Annotated in this window: 13 protein-coding genes; 3 read left to right on the top strand and 10 right to left on the bottom strand. The window is 61.2% G+C overall.

Translation table 11 applies throughout. From position 1 onward, the window contains the following. Positions 1–89: 89 nt before the first annotated feature. The 3 genes from BM017_RS05975 to BM017_RS05965 all read right to left on the bottom strand — a co-directional run bounded on the left by BM017_RS05975 (position 90) and on the right by BM017_RS05965 (position 2,651). Complete coding sequence (locus BM017_RS05975; protein ID WP_092241868.1) at positions 90–923, bottom strand: thymidylate synthase; 834 nt, start codon at positions 921–923, stop codon at positions 90–92. Between the two features lie 54 nt (positions 924–977). Continuing rightward, positions 978–1,790, bottom strand: a complete 813-nt coding sequence (lgt, locus tag BM017_RS05970) for a prolipoprotein diacylglyceryl transferase (protein ID WP_071490408.1) — start codon at positions 1,788–1,790, stop codon at positions 978–980. A gap of 78 nt (positions 1,791–1,868) precedes the next feature. Further along, positions 1,869–2,651, bottom strand: a complete 783-nt coding sequence (locus BM017_RS05965) for a sulfite exporter TauE/SafE family protein (RefSeq protein ID WP_092241866.1) — start codon at positions 2,649–2,651, stop codon at positions 1,869–1,871. A 120-nt stretch (positions 2,652–2,771) separates the two neighbouring features. Here BM017_RS05965 and BM017_RS05960 point away from each other — a divergent pair, with 120 nt between their 5' ends. Continuing rightward, a complete protein-coding gene (locus BM017_RS05960) occupies positions 2,772–3,518 on the top strand; it encodes an NRDE family protein (RefSeq protein WP_092241863.1) in 747 nt (248 codons plus the stop codon). Positions 3,519–3,643: 125 nt separating this feature from the next. Here BM017_RS05960 and ptsP read toward each other — a convergent pair whose 3' ends face one another. Both ptsP and BM017_RS05950 read right to left on the bottom strand, forming a co-directional pair. Then, on the bottom strand, positions 3,644–5,923 hold the full coding sequence (ptsP, locus tag BM017_RS05955; protein ID WP_092241860.1) for a phosphoenolpyruvate--protein phosphotransferase: 2,280 nt from the start codon (positions 5,921–5,923) through the stop codon (positions 3,644–3,646). A 22-nt stretch (positions 5,924–5,945) separates the two neighbouring features. Then, positions 5,946–6,425, bottom strand: coding sequence for an RNA pyrophosphohydrolase (locus BM017_RS05950; protein ID WP_003176750.1), 480 nt, complete (start codon positions 6,423–6,425; stop codon positions 5,946–5,948). Between the two features lie 143 nt (positions 6,426–6,568). On the opposite strand from BM017_RS05950, the gene BM017_RS05945 reads away from it, so the two are divergent. Beyond that, on the top strand, positions 6,569–7,225 hold the full coding sequence (locus BM017_RS05945; RefSeq protein WP_092241857.1) for a histidinol-phosphatase: 657 nt from the start codon (positions 6,569–6,571) through the stop codon (positions 7,223–7,225). A gap of 102 nt (positions 7,226–7,327) precedes the next feature. Here BM017_RS05945 and BM017_RS05940 read toward each other — a convergent pair whose 3' ends face one another. Both BM017_RS05940 and ilvA read right to left on the bottom strand, forming a co-directional pair. Then, on the bottom strand, positions 7,328–7,741 hold the full coding sequence (locus tag BM017_RS05940; protein ID WP_092241854.1) for a DUF2269 family protein: 414 nt from the start codon (positions 7,739–7,741) through the stop codon (positions 7,328–7,330). A gap of 40 nt (positions 7,742–7,781) precedes the next feature. Then, positions 7,782–9,296, bottom strand: a complete 1,515-nt coding sequence (ilvA, locus tag BM017_RS05935) for a threonine ammonia-lyase, biosynthetic (protein WP_092241852.1) — start codon at positions 9,294–9,296, stop codon at positions 7,782–7,784. Positions 9,297–9,433: 137 nt separating this feature from the next. On the opposite strand from ilvA, the gene rpiA reads away from it, so the two are divergent. Beyond that, positions 9,434–10,108, top strand: a complete 675-nt coding sequence (rpiA, locus tag BM017_RS05930) for a ribose-5-phosphate isomerase RpiA (protein ID WP_016979019.1) — start codon at positions 9,434–9,436, stop codon at positions 10,106–10,108. Here the strand turns inward: rpiA and BM017_RS05925 are convergent. The 3 genes from BM017_RS05925 to BM017_RS05915 all read right to left on the bottom strand — a co-directional run bounded on the left by BM017_RS05925 (position 10,095) and on the right by BM017_RS05915 (position 12,943). Continuing rightward, a complete protein-coding gene (locus tag BM017_RS05925) occupies positions 10,095–11,003 on the bottom strand; it encodes an SdiA-regulated domain-containing protein (protein WP_092241850.1) in 909 nt (302 codons plus the stop codon). The two genes, rpiA and BM017_RS05925, sit on opposite strands and share 14 nt — an antisense overlap. Positions 11,004–11,123: 120 nt before the next feature. Further along, positions 11,124–12,050 carry an SdiA-regulated domain-containing protein gene (locus tag BM017_RS05920; RefSeq protein ID WP_092241847.1) on the bottom strand — a complete coding sequence of 309 codons (927 nt, stop codon included), beginning with the start codon at positions 12,048–12,050 and terminating at the stop codon, positions 11,124–11,126. A gap of 227 nt (positions 12,051–12,277) precedes the next feature. Beyond that, positions 12,278–12,943, bottom strand: a complete 666-nt coding sequence (locus BM017_RS05915; protein ID WP_092241845.1) for a fumarylacetoacetate hydrolase family protein — start codon at positions 12,941–12,943, stop codon at positions 12,278–12,280. Positions 12,944–12,956 lie beyond the last annotated feature (13 nt).

The following is a 12,956-nucleotide window of genomic DNA, read 5'->3' as shown; positions in this document are numbered from 1 at the left end:
GTTTCAGCCACCCAATACTTGGCTGATCCACCGCTATCGGGGGCAAGCCCCCTCCCACGCAAGCCCACACTTTAACACCAGGACAGTCGCTAGATGGCGACGTCAGCCTTGATGCTTGGGTCGGCGTCGTAGCCCACGATCTCGAAGTCTTCGAACTTATAGTCGTAGATCGACGCAGGTTTGCGCTTGATCACCAGTTCCGGCAGCTTCTTCGGCGTGCGCGCCAGCTGGGTGCGGATCTGGTCCATGTGGTTGCTGTAGGCGTGGGTGTCGCCGGTGGTGACGATGATCTCATGGGGGATCAGGTCGCACTGCTGGGCCAGCATATGGGTGAGCAAGGCCAGCGCGGCGGTGTTGTACGGCAGGCCGAGGAAGACGTCGGAGCTGCGGATATACAACTGCATCGACAGGTGACCGTCATGCACGAACGCCTGGTACAGCAGGTGGCACGGTGGCAGGGCTTGTTTGCCGTTGCGGGCGTTTTCCTGGGGGCTCTTGGTTTCGTCCGGCAGGTACTCGACGTTCCAGCCGTGGAACAGGATGCGGCGGCTGTTGGGGTTGGTCTTGAGGGTGTGGACCATGTAGTCGATCTGGTTGATCGTGCCGCCGTCCTTGGTTGGCCAGGCGGTCCACTGTTCGCCGTACACCGGGCCCAGATCGCCGTCTTCGGTGGCCCATTCGTCCCAGATGCGCACGCCGTTTTCGTTCAGCCACTTGATGTTGGTGTTGCCGCTCAACATCCAGATCAGTTCATTGGCAATGCTTTTGAAGTGAAGCTTCTTGGTGGTCAGCAGCGGGAAGCCGTCGGCCAGGTTATGCCGATACTGACGGGCAAACACGGCTTTGGTGCCGGTACCGGTGCGATCGCCCTTGGTCAATCCATTGGTCACGACGTCGTTCAGTAGCTCGAGATATTGCTTCATGTTGGTACCCGTATCGTTGAAGCCCAGGCCAGATAAAGACCTGGGCATTCGAATTTAAAGCGCGGTGTTCTTCAGAGGTTGCGGGCGGTTGTACGCCCACCACAGCAGGCCCAGGCCACCGATGATCATCGGCAGGCTGAGGATCTGGCCCATGGTCACCCAACCGAACGCCAGGTAGCCCAGTTGCGCATCCGGCACACGCACGAACTCGACGATAAAGCGGAAGATCCCATAGAACAGCGCGAACATGCCGGAAACCGCCATGGTCGGGCGCGGTTTGCGCGAAAAGATGTACAGGATAAGGAACAGCGCCACGCCTTCCAACGCAAACTGGTAGAGCTGCGACGGGTGGCGCGGCAGTTGCGCCGGATCGCTGAACGGCGGGAACACCATGGCCCACGGCACGTCGGTCGGCTTGCCCCACAACTCGGCGTTGATGAAGTTGCCGATACGCCCGGCGCCCAGGCCGATCGGCACCATCGGCGCGACGAAGTCCATCAGTTGGAAGAACGACTTGCCGTTGCGGCGACCGAACCACCAGGCAGCGATCATCACACCGATAAAGCCGCCGTGGAACGCCATGCCGCCTTTCCATACTTCGAAGATCAATGTCGGGTTGGCGATGTACGCGGACAGATCATAGAACAGCACGTAGCCGAGTCGCCCGCCGACAATCACCCCCATCGACAGCCAGAAGACCATGTCGGAGAGTTTCTCCTTGGTCCAGGTCGGGTCGAACCGGTTCAGGCGTCGGGAGGCCAGAAACCAGGCACCGCCGATGCCGATCAGGTACATCAACCCGTACCAGTGGATTTTCAGCGGACCGATGGCCAGGGCCACCGGGTCGATCTGCGGGTAAGGCAGCATTGCGACTCCTCGTTAAATCATTCGTTAGGCGTGCGGACCATGCCGGGCCGCGATTAAGCCTGCATTACTCAAGGTTTTTCAAAGCAAAAAGTTCAAACCGACACAGAACAGCAACCCGGCGAACAACCGCTTGAGCAAACGCGGCGACAAGCGATGCGCCAGGCGTGCGCCGAAACGGGCGAACACCATGCTGGTCAGGGCAATGCCCAACAGCGCTGGCAAATACACGAACCCTAGACTATGAGCGGGCAACAGCGGGTCATGCCAGCCCAGAATCATGAAACTTAATGCACTGGCCATCGCAATCGGCAAGCCACAGGCCGATGAAGTGGCCACCGCCTGCTGCATCGGCACGCTGCGCCAGGTCAGGAATGGCACGGTCAGCGAACCGCCGCCAATTCCGAAAATCGCCGAGGCCCAGCCGATAAACGTCCCCGCCACGGTCAGGCCAACCTTGCCCGGCACCGTACGGCTGGCCTTGGGCTTGACCTCCAGGGCCAGCTGCACGGCCACCAGCAAGGCAAACACGCCAATGATCTTTTGCAGGTGCGGGCCGGAAATCGCCTCGGCAGTCAGCGCGCCAAAGCCGGCGCCAATCAGGATGCCCACGGTCATCCACACAAAGATCGGCCAACGCACCGCGCCCCGCCGGTGGTGTTCACGCACGGCATTCACCGAGGTAAAGATGATCGTCGCCAGGGAAGTACCCACCGCCAGGTGGGTCAGCACCTGCGGGTCAAACCCCTGCAAGGTGAAGCTGAACACCAGCACCGGCACGATGATGATCCCGCCGCCCACGCCGAACAGCCCGGCGAGCACGCCCGCACAGGCGCCGAGCAGCAAATACAGCAGAAATTCCATGGGAGCCCCCGAACCAAGTCCGGCATGTTAACGGATGGAAGGCATGCGACCCAACTGGATACGATGGAACGCCTCTGCTTGAGTGGGTAGAGTGGTTGAAAACACAAAAGGGATCGCCTGATGTGCCTGATTGTTTTTGCCTGGCGGCCGGGCCACGCCCAGCCGCTGATCGTCGCGGCCAACCGCGATGAGTTCTACGCCCGCCCCAGCCTGCCGCTGGCCCAGTGGCCGGATGCGCCACAGGTGTACGCCGGCCGTGACCAGGAAGCCGGTGGCACTTGGCTGGGCGTGAACGCCGACGGGCGCTTCGCTGCCCTGACCAATATCCGTGATCCTCATCAACCGCCGGCCCGTAAGTCACGGGGGGAATTAGTGGCGCGGTTTCTCAACGGTTCGCTGCCGATTGACGAATATTTAGCCGATGTTAACGGCCGTTCGATTGAATATGCCGGATTCAATCTGCTGGTGGGCACGCGGGATGAGCTGTGGCATTACAACGCCAACCATACCGAGCCCACGCGCCTGAAGGCCGGGGTGTATGGGCTATCCAACGCGGGGCTGGATACGCCGTGGCCTAAGTTGCTCAAGGCCAGGGCGGCGTTGAGCGCGCTGTTGGATGATCCGCAGCCGGAGGCACTGTTGGGGATTTTGAGTGATCCGCAGACAGCGCCGTTTGCCGATCTGCCAGATACAGGGGTGGGGTTGGCGACGGAAAGTTTATTGTCGAGCGTGTTTATCGCCAGCCCAAGTTATGGGACCAGGGCGAGTACGGCGTTGATCGTGAATGCGGATGGGTCGCGGCGGATGGTGGAGCGCAGTTTTGGGCCGCATGGTGGGCGGCTTGGCGAGGTTGAACTCAATATCTAGCCACACCACAAAACCAAATGTGGGAGGGGGCTTGCCCCCGATAGCGGTGTGTCAGCAACACATTTGCTGCTGACACTCCCTCATCGGGGGCAAGCCCCCTCCCACATTTTGATTTGTGTCAGGCCTTACAAGGTTTTGGCCGAGGCCGGGTTGATCATCCGCGTCAGTCCCAGGTTTTTCAAGGCTAACTGCAACGAGCTGTGGATAACCTGCGGGTTGTCGATAGTCATCAACTTCGCCAGCAGCTCCTTGGCCATGCTCAGCTCCACCTGGCGCAGCATCCACTTCACCTTAGGCAAGTTGGTGGCGTTCATCGACAGGCTGTCAAAGCCCATCGCCATCAACAGCACCGCCGCCGCCGGGTCACCAGCCATTTCGCCGCAGATGCTCACCGGCTTGCCTTCGGCATGGGCGTCGCGCACCACATGTTGCAGGGCTTGCAGCACCGCCGGGTGCAGGTAGTCGTAGAGGTCGGCCACCCGTGGGTTGTTACGGTCCACAGCCAGCAGGTATTGAGTCAGGTCGTTGGACCCCACTGACAGGAAGTCCACCTGCCGCGCCAGTTCCTTGGCCTGGTACACCGCCGCCGGAATCTCGATCATCACGCCAATCGGCGGCATCGGTACGTCGGCGCCTTCGTCGCGTACTTCGCCCCAGGCACGGTGGATCAGGTGCAGCGCCTCTTCCAGCTCATGGGTGCCGGAGATCATCGGCAGCAGGATGCGCAGGTTGTTCAGGCCTTCGCTGGCCTTGAGCATGGCGCGGGTCTGAACCAGGAAGATTTCCGGGTGGTCGAGGGTGACGCGAATGCCGCGCCAGCCGAGGAACGGGTTGTCCTCTTTGATCGGGAAATACGACAGTGACTTGTCGCCGCCGATGTCCAGGCTGCGCATGGTCACCGGCAACGGATGGAAGGCCTGCAGTTGCTCGCGATAGATCGCCAGCTGCTCCTTCTCGCTCGGGAAACGCTGGTTGATCATGAACGGCACTTCGGTGCGGTACAGCCCCACCCCTTCGGCGCCACGCTGTTGCGCACGAGCCACGTCGGCGAGCAGGCCGGTATTCACCAGCAGCGGCACACGGTGACCATCGGTGGTCACGCATGGCAACTCGCGCAATGAATCGAGGCCCAGCGCCAGTTGCTTCTCTTCCTCGACCACTTCGGCGTATTGCTTGCGCAGCACTTCGCTGGGGTTGGTGAAGACTTCGCCGCGATGGCCATCGACAATCATGTCGATACCATCCACCTTGGAATACGGCAGGTCCACCAGGCCCATCACCGTCGGGATGCCCATGGCCCGGGCCAGGATCGCGACGTGGGAGTTACCCGAGCCGAGTACCGACACCAGGCCGACCAGTTTGCCTTCCGGCACTTCGCCAAGCATCGTCGCGGTCAGCTCTTCGCTGATCAGGATGGTGTTGTCGGGGTAGACCAGGTTGGTGGTGCGATCTTCCTGCAGGTACGCCAGCAGACGGCGACCGAGGTCGCGCACATCCGAGGCCCGTTCGCGCAGGTAGGCGTCGTCCATCAGTTCGAAACGGTTGACGTGATCGGTGACCACCTGGCGCAGCGCACCCTGGGCCCACTGGCCGGTCTTGATCACGGTCTTGACTTCATTACCCAGCGACGCGTCGTCGAGCATCATCTGGTACACGTCGAACAGCGCGCGCTCTTCGGGGCGCAGTTGGGTGGCCAGCTTGGTCGACAGGTTGCGCATGTCGGCGCGCACGCCTTCCAGGGCGGTCTTGAACAGTTTGATTTCAGCGTCGATGTCGGTGACGGTCTTGTCCGGCACCACGTCCAGATCCGCCGGCGGCAGCATGACCACCGCCGTACCGACCGCAGCGCCTGGCGAACCGGGTACACCAACGAACTTGGCTTCCTGGATACCCTTGCCTTCGCGCCCCAGGCCGCGAATCGAGCCAGTGGCCTCGGCGTGGGCGATAACCCCGGCGAGCTGCGCGCTCATGGTCACGAGGAAGGCTTCTTCACCTTCGTCGAACTGACGGCGCTCTTTCTGCTGGATGACCAACACGCCGACGACGCGGCGGTGGTGAATGATCGGTGCCCCAAGGAACGAGGCGTAACGCTCTTCACCGGTTTCGGCAAAGTAGCGATAACGCGGGTGATCGGCCGCGTTTTCAAGGTTCAGGGGTTCTTCACGCGTCCCCACCAGGCCCACCAGACCTTCATTGGGCGCCATGCTGACCTTGCCGATGGAGCGCTTGTTCAAGCCCTCCGTGGCCATCAGCACAAAACGGTTGGTCTCGGGGTCCAGCAGGTAAACCGAGCAGACCTGGCTGCCCATGGCTTCCTTGACGCGCAACACAATAATCCCCAACGCCGCCTTGAGATCCTTGGCGGAGTTAACTTCCTGGACGATCTTGCGCAGCGTATTGAGCATGGCTCGGGGTCGAACTCCGTCGTCAGTCGCGCGCTAAAAGGCGCGGGGCAAGCTCTTTGAGCGCGCGACGATAAACCTCGCGCTTGAATGTCACCACCTGGCCCAACGGATACCAATAGCTGACCCAGCGCCAGCCATCGAACTCCGGTTTACCGGTCAAATCCATCCGCACCCGCTGCTCATTGGAGATCAGGCGCAGGAGAAACCATTTCTGCTTCTGGCCGATACACAGCGGTTGGCTGTGGGTACGCACCAGGCGTTGCGGCAAACGATAGCGCAACCAGCCACGGGTACAGGCCAGAATCTGCACATCTTCGCGCTCAAGGCCGACTTCTTCGTTCAACTCGCGGTACAAGGCGTCTTCAGGGGTCTCGTCGGGGTTGATTCCACCTTGAGGAAACTGCCAGGCATCTTGGTTGATTCGGCGAGCCCATAGCACCTGTCCGGCATCATTCGTAAGAATAATCCCGACATTAGGACGGAAACCATCGGGGTCGATCACGGCAACAACCTCGCAAACGCATGTCGCCGCATTGTTCCACAAAGGTTGATGAAGCGGCAACGAGGCTTCGTACCTTATGTGCACTCTTGTGAAAAGACCGTATTCTGGACGCCTTTTTACAGACTTTTCAGCGAGTAACTGCAATGCGCCTGGCTTTATTCGACTTGGACAACACCCTTCTCGGCGGTGACAGCGATCACGCCTGGGGCGATTACCTCTGTGAACGCGGGATTCTCGACCCGGTGGCCTACAAGGCCCGCAACGACGAGTTCTACCAGGATTACCTGGCCGGCAAGCTGGACAACGCCGCCTACCTGAACTTCTGCCTGGAGATCCTCGGCCGCACCGAGATCACCCAGTTGAACGAGTGGCACAACGACTATATGCGCGACTGCATCGAGCCGATCATGCTGCCGCTGGCCATTGAGCTGCTGGCCAAACACCGCGCCGCCGGTGACAAGTTGGTCATCATCACCGCCACCAACCGTTTCGTCACCGCGCCGATTGCCGCACGCCTGGGCGTTGAAACCTTGATCGCCACCGAGTGCGAGATGGAAAACGGCCGCTACACCGGGCGCAGCACCGATGTGCCGTGCTTCCGTGAAGGAAAGGTGACCCGCTTGAACCGCTGGCTGGAGGAAACCGGGTACAGCCTGCAAGACAGCTATTTCTATAGCGACTCGATGAACGACTTGCCGCTGCTGGAGCAAGTGACTCACCCGGTGGCGGTGGATCCGGACCCGAATCTGCGGGCCGAGGCCGAGAAACGCGGCTGGCCGGTGATCACGCTGCGCAGCTGATGAAGCTATCGGGGGCAAGCCCCCTCCCACACTTGATCGGGTTCACACGGTCAAAATGTGGGAGGGGGCTTGCCCCCGATGCAGACGACGCGGTCCAAAGCCTTAAACCGGCTTGGCGCCCATCAGACCGGCAATCGCCACAAACCCCGCCAGACTGACCACCGCCAGCACCAGCGTGAAGTTCAGGCTACCACCCTCGCCTTTGCGCAGGCGATTGAGCCGCGCCACCAGCCAGAACCAGGCCAGCGCCGCCACGGTATAGAGGATGCTGGAACCCAGGATCCAGGTCTGGCCCAGCGGCCAGCCAACCAGGTGCACCAGCCACCAGCCGGTAAACGGCATGCTGACCACGCACGCGCCCATCAGCAACCAGACGAACGCCCACGGGCGCTGCACGGTCACCGCCGGGCCGGCGCTGCGTTTGCGCCAGGCCAGCAGCGCCAGGCCAAGGCCACTGAGCAGCAACACCACGGTGGCTGCCATGTGGATAACTTTCAGGGTGGTCAGGGTTTCCATGTGTCGTTTTCCTTGAAGGCCGCCCCTTCAGCGTAGTCGCTCAACCGAGGAACAGTTTGTAGGCCGGGTTATCGCTTTCATCCCAGTACGGGTAGCCGATGGCTTCCAGGGCGGCCGGTACCAGGTGACGTTCATCCGCCGGCACTTGCAGGCCGGCGACTACACGGCCGTCTGCTGCGCCGTGGTTGCGATAGTGGAACATCGAGATGTTCCAGCGCCCGCCCAATTTGTTAAGAAAGTTGAACAACGCCCCCGGACGCTCCGGAAACTCGAAGCGCAACACCACTTCATCGCTGACCTTGGCCGCGTGCCCGCCCACCATGTGACGAATGTGCAACTTGGCCAGTTCGTTCTCGGTCAGGTCCAGCACCGGGAACCCCTGGCGGGTCAGACTGGCGATCAGGGCACTGCGCGGATCGTTTTCCGGATGGGTCTGTACGCCGACAAAGATGTGCGCCTCGCTGCCGGAGTGGTAGCGGTAGTTGAATTCGGTGATCTGGCGTTTACCCACGGCCTCGCAGAACGCCTTGAAGCTGCCGGGCTTCTCGGGGATGGTCACGGCGATGATGGCTTCGCGGCCTTCACCCAGCTCGGCGCGTTCGGCCACGTGGCGCAGGCGGTCGAAGTTGACGTTGGCGCCGGAGTCGATGGCGACCAGAGTCTGTCCGGTGACGCCACGGGTCTCGACGTACTTCTTGATCCCGGCCACGCCCAAAGCCCCTGCCGGCTCGGTGATGGAACGGGTATCGTCGTAGATGTCCTTGATCGCCGCACAGATCTCGTCGGTGTTCACGGTGATCACTTCATCCACATAGTCCTTGCAGATGTCGAAGGTGTGCTGGCCGATCTGCGCCACCGCCACGCCATCGGCAAAGATGCCCACGGTCGGCAGCACAACGCGCTCGCCAGCAGCCATGGCGGCTTGCAGGCAGTTGGAGTCGTCCGGCTCGACGCCGATGATCTTGATCTCGGGGCGCAGGTATTTCACGTACGCCGCAATACCGGCGATCAGCCCGCCGCCGCCCACCGGTACGAAAATCGCGTCCAGCGGCCCTGGATGCTGGCGCAGGATCTCCATCGCCACGGTGCCCTGCCCGGCAATGGTGTGCGGATCATCGTAGGGGTGGATATACACGTAGCCTTTTTCGTCGACCAGTTTGAGCGAGTAGGCAAGGGCTTCCGGGAACGAATCGCCATGCAGCACCACTTTGCCGCCACGGGAGCGCACGCCTTCGACCTTGATTTCAGGCGTGGTCTTGGGCATCACGATGGTGGCCTTGACCCCCAGCACCTTCGCCGCCAGGGCCAGGCCCTGGGCATGGTTGCCGGCCGACGCGGTGACCACGCCGCGCGCACGTTCTTCGGCGCTCAGTTGGGTCAGCTTGTTATAGGCGCCGCGAATCTTGAACGAGAACACCGGCTGCAAGTCTTCACGCTTGAGCCAGACCTGGTTGCCCAGCCGCTCGGAGAGCTGACGGGCGGTCTGCAACGGTGTTTCTACGGCAACGTCGTAAACGCGCGAGGTGAGGATCTTTTTGACGTACTGTTCAAGCATCGGCGGATATCACTGGGCGGGTTGGGCAGGGCCAAGGAGTCTAACCCAGCGTTTGGGCGGGCGACCACACGAATCCAGAGGTTTTGTTGGGTTATACTCGCGCCCCTCGATAACTCCCCGCCCGTTCCGGAGCCCGCATGACCCAGGATCAACTCAAACAGGCAGTGGCCCAGGCCGCCGTCGATTTAATCCTTCCTAAACTCGACGACAAGAGCATCGTCGGTGTCGGCACCGGCTCCACCGCCAACTGCTTTATCGATGCACTGGCCCAGCACAAGGGCGCATTCGATGGCGCCGTGGCCAGCTCCGAAGCCACCGCCGCACGCCTCAAGGGCCACGGCATTCCGGTGTACGAGCTCAACACCGTGAGCGACCTGGAGTTCTACATCGACGGCGCCGATGAAAGCGACGAACACCTGAACCTGATCAAGGGCGGCGGCGCAGCCCTGACCCGCGAGAAGATCGTCGCGGCCGTGGCCAAGACCTTCATCTGCATCGCCGACGCCAGCAAGCTGGTGCCGGTGCTCGGTGCCTTCCCGTTACCAGTGGAAGTGATCCCGATGGCCCGCAGCCACGTGGCCCGCGAGCTGGTGAAGCTGGGCGGCGACCCGGTGTACCGTGAAGGTGTGCTGACCGACAACGGCAACATTATCCTCGATGTGTTCAACATGCAGATCACCAATCCGGTGGAGCTTGAAACGCAGATCAACGCGATTGTCGGCGTGGTCACCAACGGCCTGTTCGCGGCGCGTCCGGCCGATGTGCTGCTGCTGGGCACCGCCGAAGGCGTCAAAACCCTCAAGGCTTCTTGAAGACGTAGAACAGGTTCGGCTCGCTGACGAGGTACAGCGCGCCCTCGTCATCCATGGCGATGCCTTCGGCCTGCGGCACTCGCTTCGTCAGGCCATGGCGTCCGTTGAGCAGTGACAGACTGCTCAACGGGCGACCGTCGATATCCAGTTCCAACACCAGAAACGACTCATCCGACAGCGCCAGCAGATGGCCGCTGCGCTCATCGTATTGCAGGCTCGACAGGTCACGCACAAACAACCCGGCGTCGCGCTTGGGGTTATTGATCACGTGTACCGAGTAGGTTTTTTCCGGTTTGAAATGCGGGAAGCCATGCACCTCATAGATCAGCATCGGGTCGCGCTCCTTGGCCACGAACAGGCGCTTGCCCACCGAGTCGTAGGCCAGGCCTTCAAAGCCCTTGTTGCCACCGACGTGCAGGCCCAGGGTCATCTGCTCCGCGTCAGCGGCGTCGAGGAATTGGGTGTCATCGTCCACATGCACCTTGATCAGCCGCTGCTGGCGCTCATCGCTGATGACATAGATGTTGTCGCTGATGAACTCCACGGCTTCGGCATCGCCGAACCCGATCAAGGGGATGCGCCGCAAGATCTTGCCTTCCAGGGACAACTCGATCAGCTCGGCGTTTTTATTGGTGACGGTGAACAGGCTTTTGCGCACCGGGTCGTAGGTCAGGGCCGAGACATCGTCGTCGAGCCCCTCAATGGCCTGGGCCTCCAGCGTGACGCGGTAGTCCGCCAGCCCGATGGAGCGTTCGTCCGCTGGCTGGCGCCATACCTGCCAATTGAACCAGGCACGTTCGAACAGGCGAAAATGCTGCGCAACGGCCCCGGCGCTGACCAGGGCGATCAGCGCAAGCATGATGAACAGGGGTTTGGGGCGGGCTAGTCGTTGCATCGGGCGGGCTCAAATTCAAAAGTGGCGAATGAATATCACGCCCATCTGAATTTAAACTTAAACACGCCCGGATGTCTGGCAGATGCCGCTCACAGAGACATATCTGACGTAATCGGTGTGCTATTTCTGCTTTTCGAACCGATAGAACAGGTTTGGCTCACTGACGATGTACAGCGTGCCCTCCTCGTCCATGGTCACCCCTTCGGCACGGGGAATGGTGCGCTTGAGGCCGTTGAAACCGCCGAGCAGGGTCATGAAGCTGACTTGCTGGCCCTTCTCGTCCAGCTCCAGCAACAGATGGGAGTCGGCCGACAGCACCAGCAAATGCCCGGTACGCGGGTCGACGGACAGGGCCGAGAGGTTGCGCATGTCCAGTTCTTTGCTCGCCAGCGTTTGTTTATCGCCCGCCAGGGTCGGGCCGCCGTCGCTTTTCCAGGTAAACAGCGCGGGCGGGCGCTCTTCGCCAAGGATCAACTGCTGGTTACGCTTGTCCCAGGTGATGGCTTCGAAGGCCTTGTTCTGGTCCTTGGACGGGCCTAGGTCATAGCTGGTGAAGTCGGCCTTGTTCAGTTGGGTGGTGCTCGCATCGACCTTGACGATGGTCAGGGTGTGCTGGCGCTCGTCGACCACCGCCAACAGGCCATTCTCCATCACGGTCACGCCTTCCGGGTTGTCCCAGCCGTTGAGCGGCATCTTGCGCAATACATCGCCTTGCAGGCTCAACTCGGCCAGGAACGGGTTTTTGCCCATCACGGAAAACAGGGTTTTGGTCTGTGGGTTGTAGGCAACGTCTGACGCTTCGTCCTTCTCCATCCCGGGTAAGAGCTTGCCATCGATGACCGCATGGTAGTCCGGCAGCCATACGCTCTGCTGGCGTTCAGCCGGCGTCTCAAAGCGCTCCAGCACCCACAACACACCGCGATCATCCCAGTGCAGGGCCCAGGCCACGCCATACAGGATCACCCCTGTCAGCAACAGCCAGGAATACCAGCGCATGGCAAAACGGGAACGCGGCTTGGGTGAAGCGGAGGGCAGGGACACGGCCATTGGGCGCTTTTTCCGGAAAGTCAGCGTTAGGTGATAGCACAGGAACAACGGGCCTGCGCGAACGAGGCTGAGGATTATCCGGATGGCGTGTGAAAAAAATGCAAAAGCCTGGGATGTGGGAGGGGGCTTGCCCCCGATTGCTGAGTGTCAGGCAACAGATGTTTGACTGATAAACCGCCATCGGGGGCAAGCCCCCTCCCACAATTTTGACCGCGTTTTGTCAGTGCTTAACGAACAACGCTTTCAAAACGATGCTGGCCCGCCAGTTCCAGCACCAACTCATCCCCCACATTCAGCGGGCCTACACCGGCCGGGGTGCCGGTGAGGATCACGTCGCCCGCCTGCAGCGAGAAGCAGCCGGCCATGTGCTGGATCATCGGGATGATCGGGTTGAGCATCTGCGCGCTGTTGCCGTCCTGGCGCAACTCGCCATTGATGGTCAGGCGGATGCCGATGTCGGTCACGTCCGCAAAGGTACTGCCCACCACGAACGGCGCAATCACCGCCGCGCCGTCGAAGGACTTGGCGATTTCCCACGGCAGGCCCTTGGCTTTCAACTCGGCCTGCTTGTCGCGCAGGGTCAGGTCCAGGGCCGGGGCGAAGCCGGAGATGGCATCCAGCACTTCTTCACGGCTGGGCTTGTTCGACAATGGCTTGCCGATCAACACCGCGATCTCCGCTTCGTAATGCACCGAACCGCGCTCGGTGGGGATAGTGAAACTGTCGCCCAACGGCACCACACAGCTGCCCGGCTTGATGAACAGCAACGGTTCGGTCGGTACCGGGTTGTCCAGTTCCTTGGCATGTTCGGCGTAGTTACGCCCGATACACACCACTTTCCCCACCGGAAAGTGGATGTTGGTGCCGTCGACATACTTGTGCTGGTAGCTCATGGAACGACTCCTT

Origin of the sequence: Pseudomonas sp. NFPP04 (genome assembly GCF_900113815.1) — a bacterium.
GTDB classification, from domain to species: domain Bacteria; phylum Pseudomonadota; class Gammaproteobacteria; order Pseudomonadales; family Pseudomonadaceae; genus Aquipseudomonas; species Aquipseudomonas extremorientalis.
This window is presented reverse-complemented; position numbering and strand designations above follow the sequence as displayed.